Genomic DNA, 18,647 nt, shown 5'->3' with positions numbered 1-18,647 from the left:
TGTCGGCTTGATTGGCCGCAGGGTGGGGGGTCGCCGGGGTGAATACCTTGTTGCATCGGCTCGGAATGCCGGTCAGCGACGACACGATTTTGCGGCAATTGAAGCACAAGAATTCGGCGTCCATACAAAAAGACACTATTCGGGTTGTGGGCATTGTTGATTGGATCTGGCAGCATTCCTCGCGGTACCGCACGATCATGGTCGATCTCGAGCATCATTCCGTCGTGGAGGTTCTGGACGACGGCAGCGTCGAGAGCGCAAACGCATGGTTCCAAGCACATCCGACTGTCGAGATCGTTAGCCGATGCTGTCGGTCAAATTTGATGTGCGCTTATTCAAGGGCTTGCGCACCCAAAGCAATTTCCATTTCGGCCCCAATCGGTGAAACAAACCGGAACATAAGCTGGGTTGAACCGCACCGGGTTTGCCGGAGGCCATTGGTTTAAGTTATGCGGCCATGGCTGGTGCGTCCAGTATGGCGTAATACTGCTCCTCGGCTTCGGCTGGGGGAATGTTTCCGATGGGCTCCAGAATTCGCCGGTGGTTGAACCAATCGACCCATTCCAGGGTAGCGAACTCGACCGCCTCGGCGTTGCGCCACGGCCCTCGTCGATGGATGACCTCTGCTTTGTAGAGACCGTTGATCGTTTCGGCGAGAGCATTGTCATAGCTGTCGCCAACACTCCCGACGGACGGCTCGATGCCTGCCTCAGCCAATCGTTCGGAATAGCGAATGGACACGTATTGAACGCCTCTGTCGGAGTGATGCACGAGGCCACCGCCGTGAACGGGACGCCGATCATGAAGCGCCTGCTCCAGAGCATCAAGGACGAAACCCGCGTGTGCCGTCCGGCTCACTCGCCAGCCGACGATGCGACGGGCGAAGGCATCGATCACAAAGGCCACGTAGACGAAGCCCTGCCAGGTGGCGACATAGGTGAAGTCTGAAACCCACAGCCTGTTTGGCGCAGGAGCTTTGAACTGGCGATTCACACGATCCAGTGGGCTCGGAGCCGATTTGTCCGGGAACGTCGTGCGGATCGGCTTTCCGCGAATGATGCCCTGCAGGCTCATCGACCTCATCAGCCGAGCGACAGTGCAGCGGGCGACGTCGAAGCCTTCCCGCTTCAATTGCCGCCAGACCTTGCGAACGCCATAGACCCGGAAGTTCTGTTCAAAGACACGACGTATCTCGATCTTCAGGGTGATATCGCTGCGGGCGCGGACCGACAGGCGGTCCACATCCAAGCGCTTGGCGACGTTCTCGTAGTAAGTTGACGGGGCAATCGGCAATAGTCTGCAGATCGGCTCGACCCCGAACACGCCTCGGTGTTCGTCGATGAACGAGATCATCGTTTGAAGGGGCGGTCGAGCTCCGCCATCGCGAAATAGGCAGACGCCTTGCGCAGAATCTCGTTGGCCTGACGAAGCTCACGGTTCTCCCGCTCAAGAGCCTTCATCTTCTCGGCCACATCACTCGGCAAGCCTGCTCGTTTGGCGCTGTCGACCTCGGTCTTCTTCACCCATTCATGCAACGTGGCTGGCGAGCAGCCGATCTTGGCCGCGATAGATGAAACGGCTGCCCATCGCGACGGGTGTTCTGCTTCGTGATCCAGCACCATACGGATGGCACGGTCGCGGACTTCAGGTGAAAACTTGTTGGTTGTCTTGCTCATATCGGCTCCACTCTCTCAGAAGTTGGAGCCTCCGGCAAACCCGGTGCGGTTCAGGGTCGACAGGTCGCATCCGTTCAAGAGCACCACCGTTAAATTAAACGCGGGGCAAAGCTACGGACATTACCGTCGCACCGAAGCGCGCTGAACGGTAGCACCGGCGGTAGGTTGTGCCATCGCTCTCAGTGTCGAGCGAGGAACTCCGGACTGGTTGGGAACGGCATCTGCGAGCTTGAACTGCCTGACAAGCTCGCGCAGCTTCTGGGCTTCCTGAGCGAGTGAGGCGGAGGCGGCGGTCGATTGCTCCACCATGGCCGCATTCTGTTGCGTGGTCTGGTCCATTTGATTGACTGCAACGTTGACTTCGCTCAGGCCGACCGACTGTTCTTTGGAAGAGGTTGCGATCGCATCCATATGCTGGTTGATCTGAGTGATGAAGCTGACGATGGTCTTGAGAGCCTGGCCGGTATCACGCACCAGCTTAACCCCGCTCTCCACCTCCTTGGAGGAGTTCTGGATGAGGCCCTTGATCTCCTTGGCCGCGCTGGCCGAACGCTGTGCAAGTTCTCGCACCTCCTGGGCAACGACTGCGAAGCCCTTGCCAGCCTCACCCGCCCTGGCCGCTTCCACGCCTGCGTTCAGGGCAAGAAGGTTGGTCTGGAATGCGATTTCATCGATCACGCCGATGATGTTGGAAATCTGTTGCGACGAAGTCTCGATGCGTCCCATCGCCTCTTCGGCATGAGAAACGACGTCCGCAGACATCGCGGCGCTTCGGTTTGCCTCCGTGGCGACCGCCCGGGTCTCTTCAGTCCGCTTGCTGGAATTCGACACGTTTGCGGTGATCTCTTCAAGTGCGGCAGCCGTCTCTTCAAGCGAGGCCGCCTGCTGTTCGGTACGCTTTGAAAGATCACTGGCTCCCGAGGAGATTTCTCGGGTGCCATCGTCAATCGTGGTGATGCTGCTGGAAATCGACGTCAACGCTCCGCCAAGTTGGGTGACGGATTGGTTGAAGTCGTGGCGCAGGGCCTCGAAGTCGGGAGCGAACGCCTCATTGAGCTGAAAGGCGAGGTCGCCTGCAGCGAGCCGCCTCAAACCGGACGCGAGACCCGATGTGGCTACCCGCAACCGCTCACGGGCATCCGATTCCGCCTGTTGCTGGGTGGCGATGCGATCGGCCTCCGCCTGCTTCCGGCTTTCTTCCGCTTCCATCTCCATTCGCTTGTTCGCGATGGCGGCCTGGCGGAAAATCTCTACCGCTCCCGCCATGGAACCGATTTCATCGGCACGGCCGGCGAACGGGATCGTGGAACCGGTCTCGCCCTCGGCCAGTCGCCTCATCGAGGTTGTAATCTGGGTAATGGGATTGGCAATGCCTGTCAGCACGAATGTAATAGCGCCGACAACGAGCAACCCTGCAAAACCAATCGCGGCAAACAGGTAGAATTTGACAGACGCGTAGGTCGTCCTGCTGACGTCGGCGGCCTCTTTGCTGCCACTAACATTCAATTCAACCAGAGCTGTCGTCAATTCTTTCAGTTTGTCTGAATAGGTACGCATCTTCCCGCCGAGATATTGTCCGGCGTCTTCGGTCTTGTTTACACGCGAAAGGGCGAGAAGCTGCGGCTTGCTGGCGATATAACCATCAACGTTCTCCTTTATCCCGCTGATCAATTGGCGTTCACGGTCCGATGACGCCAGCGAAAGATAGGCATCTATCGATTTGCGAACCGTATCCTCGGCGACTGCAATAGCCTCTTCGCGCGTTTTCTTTTCCGCTTCCACCTGGGCGATGATGTGATCGCGGTAAGCGAGGCGCAAATTCGCCATGTTAAGATTGATCGTCCGGGATGCTTGTACGCTCGGCAACCAATTCGTGGCGATTTCTTCGGTGGAGCCGTTCGTCTTGCTAAGGCCATCGATCGCAAGATATGCGACTATGGCAAAAAGAAGCGCTATACCGCTGAAAATCAGGAGCAGGCTCGACTTTATGCTCGGACGACGCATTGAAAGACCCCCCGTTGGAAGTCCGACCCTGTGGCGGACTGACAAGAGTTTGTAACAAAAACAATTTAATGCTTTGCTTATATGTAACGCGGGGCTCACCTCCACTCTGGAACTCTCCGGTCCCATCGACTGCGAGATCGAACGCAGGCGCCGCGAGCATTTTGTTGCCGCCTTCAGCCTCTCGATTTGCCGCGCCTGGGGACCTTCGGGCGGATCAAGCTTTCCGCGCCAATACTTATGGCTACGACGGCGAGCGTTTACGGATTAGGCGGGCAATCAAGGGCAGGAAGTGCAACTTGGTGAGGCGTTTGGGTAAAGTATCCCTAGACAGCAACCTCCATTCGGCTTCCTCTCAATTGGCTGCGAGCGTTTTTTCAAGTTCGTGTTCGGGTATGGGCCACGCCTCGGCGGCGATATGTTCATCGGATCAGCGCCCAGCCATGCTGCGCGTCACCGCCAGGGCGTCCTCCGTGGTAGCGCAACCGTGTTTACCACAGGCCGCGACTGCGTGGCCTGCCGCACATAAACGACGGACTTGCGCGCGAGCAGCGCTATCGGAATCAAATCAGTGCTGGTCATCGTCGAGCTCCTCGACGACCAGACCGGCGGCCTGCATCAGCAGGCAAGCCAGAGTTGCTACCGCCTTCTTGCGGTCCTTGTCGCTGGTCCGTCGAGCGTCCGAGGGTTGAATATCAGGTCGAGCTACCGGCCTGACGCCGGCACCAGCGCATTGCGGGATCTCATTGTCTGAATCTACGTTCACCTCGGAAGAGTGCGGGCTTGTCGCCGCCGGTGAGAATAGGCTCCCAACTTCCTCAGTGTATAAGCCCAAGGTCGGCCATCAGTTGTTCACGGAGCGCCGAGGACGCGGCACAAACGCGCGGTCTCGGCCGTGTAATGTTCACCTCGGTGATCGACTTGATCTCACCTGGTCGGGGCGACATCACAATGATCCGGTCGCATAGGTGGATCGCCTCTTCGATGTCGTGGGTGATCAGGACGATCGAAACGCGGCTCTGTTGCCAGATGCCGATCAATTCGTCTTGCATCTGCATCTTCGTCAGGGCGTCCAATGCAGCGAATGGCTCGTCGAGCAACAGGAGAGAGGGTTGTGAGGTCAGCGCGCGGGCCAAAGCGGCCCGCTGTGCCATGCCGCCGGAAATCTCATGCGGAAAACGCTTTTCAAATCCGGTCAGGCCGACGAGAGCGAGATTGCGTGCCACGCGCTCCCTCTTTTCATCCTTGGGTATGCCGACCTCATGAACCGCGATGGCAACGTTCTGTTCGACGGTCAGCCAAGGAAACAGACGAGGCTCCTGAAAGACAACGCCGCGCTCGGTGCCCGGGCCGAGAATGCCGTTTCCATCCAACGAAATGCGTCCTGTGAAATCTCCGTCCAGACCGGCGATCAGTCTTAGAAGGGTCGACTTTCCGCAGCCGCTCCGGCCGACAATTCCGATGATCTCGTTGCTGCCGACGTCGAACGTGACATTCCTCAGGACCTCGACCGATCCGTCCGTCGCATAGGTCTTGGAGACGCCCTCAACGTGCAAGCTGCGCTGTCTCTCTTCGGCGTCCGGCTTGATGCGGCTGTTCAAGTGGTCCATCTGATCTCCTAAACTGTCGCCACACGACGCCAACGGGTCAGGTATCGTTCAACACCGCCAATTACGCCATATTCGAGGATCGCCATTACCCCAGCGAAGCCGATTGTCCAGGCGAGCACGCCAGCCACGTTCATCGCACTGTATTCCGCGTTCAACCGATAGCCGACACCGCTGGACAGCCCGAAGATCTCGACCAGCACGATAACCTTCCATCCCATCGAGAGCCCTATCCGGACGCCGTTCAGCAGGAACGGGATCAAGGTCGGCAGGAACAGGAAACGCATTCGCGACCAGGTCGACAGCCTGTAGACCGCTGTGATTTCCTGGAGATCGGCGTTCACCGTCTTGATGCCTTGCGCAATGCTCAGTGCCAGCGGCGGCGAAAGGCTGAGAGCCACGGCGAGAGTGGATGTCGTCAGCGAAATGCCAAACCAGATGACACAGAGCAGTGCCCAAACAAGGCCTGGAACGGTCAGTCCGATCAGGATCGCGGGCTCGAAGAACTGCCGCGCATATCTGTTTCGGCCCATGAGGATGCCCAGAGCCAGCGAGACGATGAACGCAAGCAGGAACCCAAGCGCCACTCTCCCCAACGTGATCACCATATGGCTGAAGAACACGCCGCTTGTGAGGATGTCGACGAGTTCGGTGAACACCTCCTGCACCCCTGGAACCAGGGGATTGGCAAGCCTCCGCGCCATCGCTTCCCAGCCTGCCGCGAGCAGGACCAGGAAGCTGAAGGGTAGCGCGAGAGAAGAAATGAGTCGCCAGCTATAGCGTCTTGGCGAAGGAATATTTCGGTCGCCTTTCGATGATCTTGAGATCGATTGCGACGTCGAGCTGTCGATTGAAGTCATTGATGACCGCCTCGTTCCATTCCGTTGCGTAGACCCGTGGCAATCGCTTTTCGAGCAATGCCAGAAGCTCTTCGCTGGGGTTCTTGATACCCATTCCGCCCTGAATGGCGGGGTCTCGTATCAAAGACGGCTCGGTAGCGAAGCGCCGGTTCACTGCGAGTGTCATCTGAGCGACCCGGCGTGCCGTTTCCGTATTCCCATCCACCCACTTGGCAGTCGCGGACACGCCGACGAGCGATAGCGGCGCGTTGTCACCGGTTGCTTCGCGCCATTGATCGGCAACCCGGGCAATCTCCCGATGTCCTTGCGCGATCAGCTGCGTGGATACGGGCTCGATAGCTATGACAGCGTCGACGTCGCCGCGATTGAACAGCGCAACGTTCGAGACCGACGGGCCGAACGAGACCTGAAAGTCTTTTTCCAGATCCAGCTTCTGGAGTGCCGCCGCCATTCGAGCTTGGCGATAGGTGTCGCTGGTCGGCAATTGCGTAGCGATACGCTTGCCCTTGAGGTCGGAGGGATGCTGGTAGGGACTGTCGCCTCTGACGATCCAGGAGCCGTGGTTGTTCAGCCGCGATCCGAAGATGACAAGCTCGGCACCTTTTTGTGCAGCTTCTGCTATCCCGAGCGCGCCGAACGGTCCGCAGTCGAGCGCGCCGCTTATCAGGAGCATCTGGAACTGCCCAGGCGAGCCGTCAATCCATTCGATGTCCAGGCCCGGGTCCAGCTCGGGGAATTTCGTTAGCAGGTCGTCTTGGACGGTTCCGGCTGTCCCAGGCCCTGCCTTGCTCATTCTGACAGGCAGCCGGTCCGAAGCGGCGCTCGACAGGCGTGGGAAGAACGGCAGGGCTAGAGCTGACGCCGTCAAGCCCGCCAGAACTTGCCGGCGGCCCGCAATCGGGCCACCAAACGTATATTCCTTGCGGCTGACCATCAGGCGACAAGCCGCTTGTATTCGCTGGTCCCCTTGGTCAGGTTCCAAGTCTTCATCCATTCATAGGTGTAGTCGAAGCGCTTTTCATCGAGCGGCCTGGAATGCGCATAGTGGACGAAGTGCGACGCCAGTTCCTCGGGCGCCAGGCGACCATTCAGCTCAGCCACCACATGGTGCTTGTAGCGAGCAAAATCAGCGCGGATCAGATCGGCAGCCTCGTTGACCGACGCGACGTAAGCGCCACGCTTGTCAGCCGGGACGTCCGGCGAGATGACCTCAGCCCCTCGATAGAAGTTGACGGCCACGATGTGCGCGCCTTCCTTGAGGGCAAGACTAATGAAAGGCTCCATGATGGCGATGGCCTTGAGCTTGCCGTCCTTCAGGGACTGGTAGCGCTCATGCGGAGGGCCGGCATGTTCCACGATGATGCTGTCTCGGGGGATGGCACCTTCAAGCAGCTGAAGGGTCGTATAGTGCGAGCCCGTCAGTTCATTGATGCCGACGGCGACGTTTTCCAGATCGCGCGGCTCCTGGATCTCGTCATCGAAGGTGATGATCGCCTGCGCTGCAACGGCGGGCCTCAGTCCGAACACTTGACTGCCGCGAGTGCTCTTTTCTGACCGGTCGAGCCCTGCCCATTCGCAAAGGTTATAAGCCGACGCCGCTCCGGCTTCGTACAGCGCTTCCTTCTGGCGCTTGAACGGGTCCTGCGAAGAGCTTTGGGGGTCGTATTTGCTGACAAATTCAACCTTGAGGCCATTCTTCTCAAAAATGCCCTCCTCCAAAGCCACGTAGATCGGCAGGTCGAAGACGGGGCCGTTTGGGGATAGCGTGAAGCGATATAGCGATGCGTCCATCTGTCTCTCCTGTAAAATGCTGACAGGGCACCCTAGTCCTTCAATGGGTTTCTCTATAGAAACAGTAGACTAATAATAATCTCGCGGTAGGATTCCTTTTTTGCGTGGGCGTGTTTCAATGTGTATCCAGTGCGCCTGGTCCATCACGCTCGGTAAATAGCCTTGCCAGGTTGCTCGGGTAGACGGCTGTTGGGAGGGTGTGAGCCATGAAGAAGCCGAAGAGCGGGCGAAGTTGGTGCTCGACCATCAACGCGTGACGATTGAATCGCCAGATTTCAGGGCTTGCTTTCAAGCTGTCGCGATCTAACGAACCGAATGGATAATTGCTCGGCTCTGTGATCGGCGGCGAGGCGGGCCGCTTTGCTTTTTCCGCCGGACACATCCGTACGACCTGTCTCATCTTTCAGTGCGGCGCCATCGACCGACCACCTCGATCGGAGCTTCCGGCAGGTGTCAGCCGCCTAACCCGATAATATGGCCGAGCAAACCGGCAATCGCGACAGCCGCCATCGGGCGGGAACGGATCGTTCGTTTCAGTTCATCGACGGCTAGCATTGCACTCCCCGCGGCTTTTTGTGTCTCGCAACCCTCTGCATCCGATCGATGTCGGATGCGGTGGCCTGGAGCGCCACTCTTATCCGCTCGTCCTAGGTTTCGGATTGTGAAGCGCGGCCTTCGCGCATTGCTCCGGACACCGCTTTGACCAACGGTAACGTCCGCAGATCTTCGATAGATACCGAAAGTTTGGGCCGCCAATTGGGATAGCTTTCGCTTGTTCCGGGAACGTTCGTCGGCCGCTTTTCGTCCGACAGATCGGCGAGGCGAACCGCAGCCAGCAGGCTCGGTGTTTTCGCAATGAAGCGATGCGCCTTTATCGTGAGCTCGGCCAAACCGTCGATGTCGACCTCCTGATGGCGTTCTTGCGCCTCAAGCGCGTCAAGGAGAAATCGGCGTTCGTCCTGACGTTCGGCCTCATGTTGCTCGGTCAACTGTTCGGAGACGATGCCATGGTCGCCACGCATGGCGATATCGGCGCCCCGCCACCAGCCGGCTAGCGTCTGGTGGTCATGGGTGGAGATACACGCAAGCGCCAGCCGAGGGTATGCGGAGGCAGGCTTGAAGCTCTTGTCATCACGTTCATAGGAGAGAATTCGGTAGGACAGGATGCACGCAGCGGCGAGTTCGTCCCGCAATCCATCCGGAAGAAGCCCAAGGTCCTCGCCGATGACGATGCAGCGGTATTTCGTGGACGCTTCGGCCAGGATTTGCAGCAGCTTGTCCTCCGGATAGGTAACATAGGCGCCGTCTGCCGGTGTGCTGCCGAGAGGAACAAGATAAAGACGCCGAAGGACAGCGGCATGGTCGATACGGATCGCACCCGCATATCGCATCGCTTGCGATACTATGCGCCGGAACGGAGAATCGTCTCCGGAAGCGATCCGGCCGGGCTGGTACCCGGCCAAGCTCCAGTCCTGACCGTTGGGCGCGAACGGGTCGGGCGGACTCCCGACCGTCGCTCCCGTGAGGTAGACATCGCGGTCGCTCCAGGTCGCCGATCCATCCAGCGCCTCACCGACTGCAAGATCAAGATATAGCCCGATGCGTAGACCTGCAGTGCGGGCATGCTCGGCAGTTTCGGAAAGCTGCCTATGCGTGAGCCATTGAAGCCAAACATGAAACCGAACCTCGTCGTCGTGCTTGATGGCGAATGACGCTACGGCCGGGTCTTGCGGGTCGCGATATTCTTGTGGCCAGCTGTGCCAGCCTGCGGTAAAACCGCGCCGGACCATTTCCTCCGATAGGGTCTCAAACAGGGCATGGCGCTGGAGCGCTTTACCCTGAGCCTCGGAAAACGCGCCGAAATCCTGCTGGCTGTAAGGCCCACAGTTGCCGTCCCTCTTCCAGCGTTCCCATATCGATCGCAACGCCGACAGCTTTGCAGACGCCACGCTGCCATATTCAACGAGGTCGGTACCGCGAAGCGCCGCGGTCATCCTCTTCTGCTGCGCATCATCGACATCGAAGCCGGGAAGCTTGTCCACAGCGATATACAGCGGATTGAGGAAGAACCGACTTGACGGCTCATATGGACTGCAGCGACCAGCGTCGGCCAGGAACGGGGCATGCATCGGGTTCAGCCCGACGAAATCGCCGCCCAGCGACGAGACCAGATCGATGATGACCTTGAGGTCCTCGAAGTCGCCTATGCCCCAGTTCCGCTGCGAGCGGAGCTCGTAGAGTTGCAGGCTGAGACCCCAGATCCGCTCGCTCGACAGCAATGCCGGCAGGAAACACTGTGAGTTGCGGTCGAGCGATGACCGGCGCGCCGGTTCGTCGAGAGCAGATGGAGAATCTTTGTATTCCCTGTCGATATCTACGTTCAAAGCACGCAAAAGTTGGCGTTTGGTTTCGCTGGAGACAAGGACCGCCCGCCCGTCCGGTGACGGCCGCTCGGGCTCCAAGCCGTAATCTAAAGCCAACCGGCCGATCTTTTCAGCCACGTCTGAGCGAGGGCGCTTACTCATCTCGTCATTCCCAAGACATAACCGATCACGGCAGCCAGCCGATGGTAGCGAATGGACGAGCTTGTATGCGATCACCGACCTGCTTCGCCATCGTGTCGACCCCGCCGACGGTCACACGACCAGATGCCGAAAGGAGTCCCCGAGTGGAGGCAGCCATCTGCTTCACCTCCGCTCGCATTGCGTGGAGCTCTTCCCGGGCGAAATCGCTAGATTGGGTGCTGTTCCGCCCACTAACCGCCGCCAGTGCCTGGTCGACGCGAGGAGCGAACTCGCGATTCGGATTTTCGCGATATCGTCTGTTCGCCCCGCCGTCGTTGTTGCGGTCCCGGCAACAGGATCTGACGCCGGAAACGCATCTTCCAAACCTTGGTTGAGATCTGCTCGAGCAGTCCTCTGGCGGGCTTGCTCGTCATGAAGCGACGCTACGGCCGGAGATGCTGAAGGTGTATCTTGCATAGGAGGCGTTCCAATTGACAGGCCGCATATGAAACCGTTTGGCGGCCTCCCGGTTCCAAACGGCCTAATAGATCTGCAGGTTGCTGAAAGGTCGTCATTGACTGCGCCTTGGCGCTCGGCAAGAGCCTTGGCCTGACGGTCGTCGTCGAGGGCATTGAAACGGAAGCACAACGCACTCGCGTCGCTGACAAGGCTCCGCATCAATTGCAGGGTTTTCTGTTCGGACGTCCTGAGGCCATGAAAGGGAAAATCTCCGTCTCAGAGCCACGAGCCGCGCGACACACACACACCGAGCAGCGTTTACGCTTCGTTAACCATGATTCGCTACCATTGGGTTCTCGACGCATTGTCCTCCCTACGCGTCGATGAGAAAAACTTGGGCCGTGAGACTTTGTCTCCGGCCCATTTTCGCGTGATAGAAAAGCCCATACGCTCGCTTGTCCGGCGCGACCGGTTTAGATCGCGGCCGCCGCTCCGGATGGCGTGGACAGCTGATGATAGTTCCTCGGCAATAACTGATATATCTTCACAATGATGTACATACCTCATTTTGCTCTTGATGCGAGCGAATGCGAGGAGCTCACTCCCTGGAAAAACTGAAGAGTCAGGATTCCCTTGGCGAGCACGCGCAAGACATGACCCGATCAGTAGAGATATCGAGCGGAATGAAGCGCTCATTGGACTTTTGGCCGGTGTCAGGTCCGTCTGCACGGCCAGCGGGACCAGCTCGATGACCTCGATTTTGTCCCTCGGGACTGCACGGAGCGAGACCGTATAGCTGGGGATGACGGCCTAGATCACGGAATAGGTTGGGCGATCACCAGCGACACGAAGGCTAGGTCCGAGCTGAGATTGACGATAGCAGCGTGAGGCTGACGGCGCAGATGCTCGATCAGCGCGTTGGTGAGGCGGATGGGGCCAAGCCGGTTACCGGTGACTGACGCTCCCGCGTGGCTCAGATCGCGGGATCTATCGAGCGACATATGGCGCGCTCGATGTTCTTCACGTTCATCTCAGACTGCTTCGCAGCCAAAAAGCTCAATGATTTTGCGCGCGCTGCGTGTATGCGGGATGAAGCTATTCAGGCACCGTTCATCGACCAGCGCGCTAAGTGCCGCCACATGGAGGAAGAAAATGCGCAATGTACTTTTGGCAGCTGGCCTATTGGTGGCTGGATTGTTTGCTGGTCCAGCCAACTCGATGCCGGCCGACGGAATCACTGTCCCGCCGAATCCCAACGTTCAGTTAGTGGATCGTGCATGTGGCCGTGGTTTTGAATTGACCCGTCGCGGATTTTGCCGGCCCAGCCGGTGGGCGCCACCGCCGCCGCCGCGGTATTATCACCGAGACCGGCGCGATGGATGGGACGACCGTCGCGGCCCGCCTCGGCGGGATTGGCGAGACGGTCGCGATAGGCGCGAACGCCGCGACTGGCTATGAAAGCAAGCCCTTCCGTGAGGAGGGGCTTTTTCGTTTCGACCTTATAGGATTTTCTGAGTTAGCGCTAAAGCTCGATTGCTCACCGATGCGCGGTGTGCTCGTTGGCGGCTGCCCAGAGTGCAAACGAAACAAATCGCAATAAGAATGGCAGGATAACCCAGAGCGGCTGGCAGCCATCGCCATATTTCTCGCCAGCTCTAACGTATTCAACAGCCCCCCCAACCCGTGCTAAAGTTGCGGTGGAAGACCGTGTTGGAGCGTCTCCCCGCGTCTAGGCGCAAGCGGAGCACACAATGTCGAGGTATTTCTTTCATCTCAATGATTTGAGGGATCACATCGAGGACCCGGATGGGTCGGAACTTCCCGATCTGGAGGCTGCGAGGACCGAATCCCGACAAGGCATTCGTGACTTGGTAGCCGATTGTTTTCGGACGCGCCGGGAGTTCACGTTCTGGAGCGTGCGGATTTCGAATGATGCAGGCGACATGCTGGCTGGCCGAAGTCTTGGTTCCGGAAGCCATCAATGAAGTGATTTCATCCAAAATATCCCTATCATCGACTCGGACTAGCTCACCTGGCGGCCGACAAGTCCAACGCCAAATCTTGAACCATCGCCGTCGGCCTACATGAGTGACATCTCATCCAGCAGGTTCTGGGCCAGTTCGTTGATCGCGACTTCCGCTTCCTCAACGGTCCAGCCAACGTTTTCCGCACGCAGTGCGAGGCCTTTCAGCACCGGAGGAAGATTGCCACCGGCCGTCTCCGCCACGTTGTCAGGGGTCAACCCCTTTGCCAGCTCAAGACAGGGCTGCTCCAGCGCCTCTTGGCAGCCGATATCACGGTCTGGATAGGGAACGGAACTTTGGGGTTTGTTTAGTTATTGCGGCATTTGCTATATACGTTACAAAAGTATCGACCTGTGGCACCAGGCAAATGCCGGGTGTCGATGAAGGAATTCTAGCGTGGCGGCGCGGGAGTCGGAGGGAAACCACGGGTGCCGGCCAAATAGCAGTTCGTTCGGAGCAGAGGTAAGCCTCGTGAGCCAGTCGGGCCATCCTCGGCACGCAGAGCTTCAACGGAAAGCCCTGGGGTTTCCCCAACCCGGCGACAACAGTTACATTGGACGCCCCGGTCCTGGACCGGAAGCGTCCATAGAACGCGCAACGCGCTACCCTCCCTCAGAGATAGGCTATCGCTGATCAAACCGTGGTGTCAGGAAGCCGGTCTTGCGCCGATAGGCTTCATATTCGGATGCCAGCGGTGATAGAGAGAACTTCCTCTCCTCGTTGCGGGCTGCAATCACATAGACAATCGTAAAAAATAAGACCGGCACGATCGACCATATCGACCAAGAAGCAAGCCCCCATCCGCACCAGAACAGCAGGTAGGACGTGTAAAATGGGTGCCGCAGGTATCGGTAGGGGCCGTCGGTGACAAGACTATCTGGGAATTCTTGGTCGAAGGCAAAGCGCAACCTGGCCTTTCTCGACGCCGATACTGCCCACCAGAATAAGCTCGCCGCCCCGAGTTCAAATCCCAGTCCTACTATCTGTACCCATCGCGTCTGTGCCCCGGACCAGACTAGGTACAGGAAAAACGCTGTGGTGACGATGACCACGACCGAGATCAGCTTTGCTCCGGCTTCCATCTTCGGCGAGTTGAAATGGCCGCGCAACGACCACGCGTAGAACCCGACGATAGTGAGGCTGGCAATCGAAATGATCAAGTCGAGAAGAACGTGCATCTTGATGCCCACCATTTTAAGGTTGGTTACAATTGCTGCTGCCGACAGACCTAACCCGTATGCATCGCCAATGCAAATGATCCATGTATGACACGTGACTGCATCGAAATGCTTCGTGCCGACGCAACCTTGTTTATATCCGGTTTACGATGATCATGCACCTGCCGTAGACATTGTTGTGCAAGACTTGAAGCTGTGCTTTTGGGATCCGCAGCTTATGGCCGTATTTGACCGTACAATCGACACCCGCCACGGGTCCGTGCGCATCAGCGACACAATGACTGGGGCAGCGCCGCTGGTTATGATACACGGCTCCGGCAGTTCCAGGCACGTGTTCGCCCGGCAATTACAAAGCCATCTGTCCCGGAACTGGCGGCTGATTGCGATCGATCTTCCGGGCCACGGCGAATCGAGCGATGCCCGAGATCCGCAATCGACCTACACCGTCACCGGTCTTGCCGACTGCATAGGCGAGGTGGCCGCCCGCTTGGGCCTTCACCGCTTCCCTGTATTCGGATGGTCACTTGGCGGCCATGTCGCGGTTGAGATGGCGGGCAGCGGAAAGGGCATTTCGGGCCTCATGTTATGCGGCACGCCCCCCGTCTCAAACGGACTCATCGGGATGCTGCGGGGTTTTAGCCCGTCTTTCGATATTCTTCTTGCATCAAAACAGAGTTTTACGTCCCGCGACGTGGAGCGGTTTCAGTCTCTCTGCTTCGGAGGCACGACCAATTCATCTTTTCAGGACGCGATCGCGCGCTCTGACGGAAGGTTGCGGGCCATTTTCTCGCGCACAATGCTGAGGGGGCAGGGGATCGATCAGCGCCGCACGGTCGAACAGGCGGACATACCCATTGCCTTGGTGAACGGCTCACGGGATCCTTTTGTCAAACTCAGTTATCTGTCGGGCCTGAACATCCAGTTGCTTTTCGAGGGCAAAGCTCATGTGATGGAGGGTGTTGGTCACGCGCCTTTCTGGGAAAATCCGGAAAGCTTTAACTCGCTGCTCGAGCGGTTCTTGCAGACCGTTGTCGCCCATGAAGCCAAGACCGTGCCAGCGGACATGAGAGATCGGAACGCGCTCCCAAAGAAATCAGTTCTCTGAAAAGCACGGCCGAACTGGTCGAAAGCTCAGATTGATGAACACGTACGTCGGCACTTCGGGGTGGCTGTCGTTCGCGTCCGGCCATAGCGGTTTCTCAGGATTGGAAATCAACACGCCCATCACATTTGCTTTTCCGCCCTTGCGGAAAGGTGTCCTCGCCGTCGGCGGTTTCGCTTTGATCTCTGGATCGGGCACGTCAGCTTCAACAAGGGAGGCAGGCTTCTCAGCGACGACCTCTTGAGCGGGTTTGTCCTCGCGCAGGCCTTTGAATGCTGCCAGGCGGACAAGGCCATCGGCCGTCCAGCCGGCGAACTGGATCTCGGCCACAAGCTCCGGCTTCAGTCAGACGATATCGGCCCCTTCTTCGCCGCGCCGATCCCTGTGAACGGTGATTTGGTCGTCGCGAGTTCGCGAAACTTCGCCAAAATCGTATCGACGACCTTTGCGCCATAACCGGTCCCGACCCGGCCGACATAGACGAAGTGATCACCACGGTTGACGCCGACCAGCAGCGAGCGGAACTTGCCGTCGCATAGGCGCCGATCACGACCTCATGGCCAGCCCGGCATTTGGACTTGGCCCAGGTCTCGGTTCGTGAGGACGACACCGGCCATGATTGGAGGGATGGTTCCCAGTTCAAATCTCGTCATGTGGAAGCCTCATCATGTGTAGCCGTCATAATCATAATCCCGTACTCACGAGTAGGACGCTAAAGGCGCGCCGAAGAGGATTTCGTTTGGTAGAACGCCTAGACCCGGCCCAGTAGGAAGCTTGATGTGGCCCCCTTCCACGACGACGCCGTATTCTGGATCGAAGTGGCTTTCGATATAAGGTTGCGCGATCCAAACGCCTTCGCATAGCTGAGGCCGAACTGTTGCACCTATATGGGTGCAGGCGGCCGCGATAATGTCGCCACCCCACGCATCGTCGCAGGTATGCGGCATCGAGCGAGCTTCGCAGATGTCGCGGAAGGTAGCCATGGCATGGAGGCCGCCGATGCGGGTGACCTTCATGCCAAAGCCGTCGCAGACACCGTCGCCAATGGCACGTAACACCGTCGTCAGGTCGACACCGTTTTCATCCAGATACACGCCATGGTGCAACTGACCGCGAATGGATTTGATCTCCTCAATGGTATTGCAGGGTTGTTCGAGGATGAAGGGAATATCGAGGCATTCGCGGCTCAGCCTGAGCGTGTCGCGTGTCGTCAGCGACCGATTACCGTCGACGGCGAGGCGCATGCGGTTGCCGACCCGCTCCCAGACCTTGCGGACCACGGCGATATCGACCTCGACAGGTCGGCCGCCGCCGATCTTGATTTGGAGGCGCGGATATCCCTCGGCAGCCTTTTCCGCCGCCACCTCGGCGATTTCGTCGGGTTCGCCGATGCCGGAGGCATAATAGGACGGCACGCGATCGGTGACCGCGCCGCCGAGCAGATCGGCAACGCGCATGTTGAAATGCTTGCCCATGAGGTCGTAAGCCGCGATGTCGATGGCGGCCTTCGCATAGGAATGGCCGTTCAGCAGGCTGTCCATCTTGCGGCGAAGAACCACGGGCAGCAGCGGGTCGGCGCCGATCAGTCCCTGGGCCATTTCCTCGAGCGCAGCGCGGGCGCCTTTCGGGTGGGTCGGCTGGTAGGTCGGGCCGACCGGGCAGGTTTCGCCCCAGCCGAACAGGCCGTTGTCCGCAACGATCTTGACCAGGGTCGATTCCAGCGCGTGCACGATGCTGCTGGCGATCTTGTACGGTCCGTTCTTGACCGGCATGACATGCGAATAAATATGGATTTCTGAAATCTTCACGGGCATCTCCAAAAAACGGCCGTTGTCGGAGCAACGGCCAAGCCGGGAACGGGGTTAGTGCTCTGTATTGAGCGCGTCGACGGCCGGGATTTCTCTTTTGCGTCGCTCCATATAGTCGCGCAGCGCCTCGTCTACGCCTTCGTCGAGTTTCGGCTCCTCGTAATCGTCCAGCAGGCGTTTCGCATACTGGAGTGCCCGGCCGGTGATCTCTACGGAGCCATCGACCTGCCATTGCTCGATGGAATCGTTGTTGAACAGCTTGGGCATAAAGAAGGCGCGCTGGAAATTGGCATGGGTATGGGGGTGCCCGAGATAATGGCCGCCGGGGCCGACATCGCGGACGGCGCTGAGCGCCTCGTCGAAATCGTCCCAGCGCACGCCTTCAGCCATGCGGTAGCCCATGGCGCACATCTCGGCATCGACGACGAATTTTGCGACCGAGCAATGCATGCCGGCCTCATTCCAGCCGGCGGAGTGCCAGATGTAGTTGGCGCCGGCGTGGAGCACGGCATTCATCGTCATGGCACTTTCATAGCCGGCCTGGGCATCGAAGGTCTTGGCGCCGCCAAGAAGGTTCGATGTTCTCCACGGAACCCCGTAGAAGCGCGCCATCTGGCCGATCATGTAGTTCATCAGGCTGATTTCCGGCGTGCCGGCCATCGGGGCGCCCGACTTCATCGAGACGGTCGAGAGATAGTGGCCGTAGATTGCCGGGCAACCCTTGCGCACAATCTGGGTATAGGCGAGTGCTGACAGGGCCTCGGCGTTGAGTTGGGCCACAGCTGGCGCCACGGAGGCCGGCGTGTTGGCGCCGCCGAGCAGGAAGGGCGAGCACAAGACCGGCTGGTTGCGGCGGCAGAAGGCCCGCATCGCCGACAGCATGGTCTCGTCCCAGACGAGCGGCGAATTGCCGTTGCAGTTTCCGGTGACGACGGGCGTTTCCTCCATCGTCTCACGGCCGAACAGGATCTCGCACATGTCGAGCACATCCTCGGCATTCTTGCCCGAGGTCGTCATGCCCATGAAGGTCTTGTCGCTGTATTTCATCGACGAATAGGTGATCGCCAGATGGCGGTGGCTGACCACCATATCCATCGGCTCGACGATGTGGTGGGCCGTCGAATGCAGCGCTGGCGACATATGCGACAGCTTGTGGAACATGTTGAGGTCGGCGATCGTCGGCCAGCGTCTCACATCTTCCAGGTCGCGAATGAAGGGCGCACCGGTCATCGGCACGAAGATCGAATGCTTGCCGCCGAAGGGCAGGCTGCGCTCCGGGTTGCGGGCGCGGTAGGTCCAACTGGACGGAATGGTCGAGATCAGCTGGCGCACCAGGGCGCGATCGAGATGAACCCGCTCGCCGCGAACATCGGCGCCGGCCTGTTTCCACTCCTCAAGTGCGATCGGATCGCGGAAAACGACACCGACCTCTTCGAGAATAGACATCGAGGCATCGTCGATGCGGGCGACATGTTCCTCGTCCATCAGCTCGGTCACGGGTAGGTTGCGGTGGAGCGACGGCAGCATGCCGAAGTCGGGTGCCGTTCGCTTCGTGCGCCGCGCATCTCGTCCTCCGGAACGGGTGTGTCGAACTGCTGCTTCGATCATTGAATTCCCTCCATCTGCGTCGGCAATTC

General features: G+C 58.8%; 15 protein-coding genes, 2 pseudogenes and 1 other annotated feature. Of the genes and pseudogenes, 3 read left to right on the top strand and 14 right to left on the bottom strand.

Annotation, left to right across the window (positions count from 1 at the left end; translation table 11 throughout):
* Nucleotides 1–447: 447 nt before the first annotated feature.
* Nucleotides 448–1,676, bottom strand: a protein-coding gene (locus RG540_RS28855; protein WP_155414875.1) for an IS3 family transposase whose coding sequence is annotated in 2 segments (ribosomal slippage) — nucleotides 448–1,382 and nucleotides 1,382–1,676 — 1,230 coding nt in all. Because the reading frame shifts where the segments join, the coding sequence is not laid out codon by codon here.
* Nucleotides 1,279–1,395, bottom strand: a sequence feature (AL1L pseudoknot). Its footprint overlaps the gene before it by 117 nt.
* Before the next feature lie 120 nt (nucleotides 1,677–1,796).
* The gene (locus RG540_RS28845; protein WP_041365643.1) at nucleotides 1,797–3,680 is read right to left on the bottom strand and encodes a methyl-accepting chemotaxis protein; all 1,884 of its coding nucleotides are present in this window, start codon (nucleotides 3,678–3,680) and stop codon (nucleotides 1,797–1,799) included.
* Nucleotides 3,681–4,248: 568 nt separating this feature from the next.
* Between RG540_RS28845 and RG540_RS32670 the strand changes: the two genes are divergently transcribed.
* Entirely contained in the window at nucleotides 4,249–4,431 is a 183-nt protein-coding gene (locus RG540_RS32670) for a hypothetical protein (RefSeq protein WP_041365641.1), read from the top strand.
* 64 nt (nucleotides 4,432–4,495) lie between these two features.
* Here RG540_RS32670 and RG540_RS28835 read toward each other — a convergent pair whose 3' ends face one another.
* The 7 genes and pseudogenes from RG540_RS28835 to RG540_RS31315 all read right to left on the bottom strand — a co-directional run bounded on the left by RG540_RS28835 (nucleotide 4,496) and on the right by RG540_RS31315 (nucleotide 11,899).
* Nucleotides 4,496–5,287: an ABC transporter ATP-binding protein gene (locus RG540_RS28835; protein ID WP_046601111.1), complete on the bottom strand. Its 792-nt coding sequence runs from the start codon at nucleotides 5,285–5,287 to the stop codon at nucleotides 4,496–4,498.
* An 8-nt stretch (nucleotides 5,288–5,295) separates the two neighbouring features.
* Entirely contained in the window at nucleotides 5,296–5,988 is a 693-nt protein-coding gene (locus RG540_RS28830; RefSeq protein ID WP_080725123.1) for an ABC transporter permease, read from the bottom strand.
* A 70-nt stretch (nucleotides 5,989–6,058) separates the two neighbouring features.
* Nucleotides 6,059–7,078 carry an ABC transporter substrate-binding protein gene (locus RG540_RS28825; RefSeq protein ID WP_041365639.1) on the bottom strand — a complete coding sequence of 340 codons (1,020 nt, stop codon included), beginning with the start codon at nucleotides 7,076–7,078 and terminating at the stop codon, nucleotides 6,059–6,061.
* The gene (locus tag RG540_RS32665) at nucleotides 7,078–7,935 is read right to left on the bottom strand and encodes an ABC transporter substrate-binding protein (RefSeq protein ID WP_041365637.1); all 858 of its coding nucleotides are present in this window, start codon (nucleotides 7,933–7,935) and stop codon (nucleotides 7,078–7,080) included. The genes RG540_RS28825 and RG540_RS32665 overlap by 1 nt, the downstream gene beginning before the upstream one ends.
* A 169-nt stretch (nucleotides 7,936–8,104) precedes the next feature.
* Nucleotides 8,105–8,242 (bottom strand): annotated as a pseudogene (locus RG540_RS33360) (FMN reductase); the annotation flags it as partial.
* A gap of 340 nt (nucleotides 8,243–8,582) precedes the next feature.
* A complete protein-coding gene (gene malQ, locus RG540_RS28815) occupies nucleotides 8,583–10,460 on the bottom strand; it encodes a 4-alpha-glucanotransferase (protein WP_041365635.1) in 1,878 nt (625 codons plus the stop codon).
* A 1,253-nt stretch (nucleotides 10,461–11,713) separates the two neighbouring features.
* Nucleotides 11,714–11,899, bottom strand: coding sequence for a hypothetical protein (locus tag RG540_RS31315; RefSeq protein WP_051909884.1), 186 nt, complete (start codon nucleotides 11,897–11,899; stop codon nucleotides 11,714–11,716).
* Nucleotides 11,900–12,649: 750 nt separating this feature from the next.
* On the opposite strand from RG540_RS31315, the gene RG540_RS33690 reads away from it, so the two are divergent.
* On the top strand, nucleotides 12,650–12,883 hold the full coding sequence (locus RG540_RS33690) for a DUF6894 family protein (RefSeq protein WP_041365631.1): 234 nt from the start codon (nucleotides 12,650–12,652) through the stop codon (nucleotides 12,881–12,883).
* Between the two features lie 95 nt (nucleotides 12,884–12,978).
* Here RG540_RS33690 and RG540_RS32095 read toward each other — a convergent pair whose 3' ends face one another.
* Nucleotides 12,979–13,140 carry a hypothetical protein gene (locus tag RG540_RS32095; protein WP_244446726.1) on the bottom strand — a complete coding sequence of 54 codons (162 nt, stop codon included), beginning with the start codon at nucleotides 13,138–13,140 and terminating at the stop codon, nucleotides 12,979–12,981.
* A 405-nt stretch (nucleotides 13,141–13,545) separates the two neighbouring features.
* Entirely contained in the window at nucleotides 13,546–14,100 is a 555-nt protein-coding gene (locus RG540_RS28795) for a methyltransferase family protein (protein ID WP_041366536.1), read from the bottom strand.
* Between the two features lie 217 nt (nucleotides 14,101–14,317).
* On the opposite strand from RG540_RS28795, the gene RG540_RS28790 reads away from it, so the two are divergent.
* Nucleotides 14,318–15,205, top strand: coding sequence for an alpha/beta fold hydrolase (locus tag RG540_RS28790; RefSeq protein WP_041366534.1), 888 nt, complete (start codon nucleotides 14,318–14,320; stop codon nucleotides 15,203–15,205).
* 57 nt (nucleotides 15,206–15,262) lie between these two features.
* On the opposite strand, the pseudogene RG540_RS32090 reads toward RG540_RS28790, so the two are convergent.
* The 3 genes and pseudogenes from RG540_RS32090 to RG540_RS28775 all read right to left on the bottom strand — a co-directional run.
* A pseudogene (locus RG540_RS32090) lies at nucleotides 15,263–15,815 on the bottom strand (ATP dependent DNA ligase); the annotation flags it as partial.
* A gap of 85 nt (nucleotides 15,816–15,900) precedes the next feature.
* On the bottom strand, nucleotides 15,901–17,010 hold the full coding sequence (locus tag RG540_RS28780; RefSeq protein ID WP_041365627.1) for a mandelate racemase/muconate lactonizing enzyme family protein: 1,110 nt from the start codon (nucleotides 17,008–17,010) through the stop codon (nucleotides 15,901–15,903).
* A gap of 54 nt (nucleotides 17,011–17,064) precedes the next feature.
* On the bottom strand, nucleotides 17,065–18,618 hold the full coding sequence (locus RG540_RS28775) for a trimethylamine methyltransferase family protein (protein ID WP_041365625.1): 1,554 nt from the start codon (nucleotides 18,616–18,618) through the stop codon (nucleotides 17,065–17,067).
* Nucleotides 18,619–18,647: the final 29 nt, after the last annotated feature.

The sequence above is a fragment of the Neorhizobium galegae bv. orientalis str. HAMBI 540 genome (assembly GCF_000731315.1).
Classification (GTDB): Bacteria; Pseudomonadota; Alphaproteobacteria; order Rhizobiales; family Rhizobiaceae; genus Neorhizobium; species Neorhizobium galegae.
Note: the sequence above shows the minus strand (reverse complement) of the source record. Positions and strands in the feature narration are given on the sequence as shown.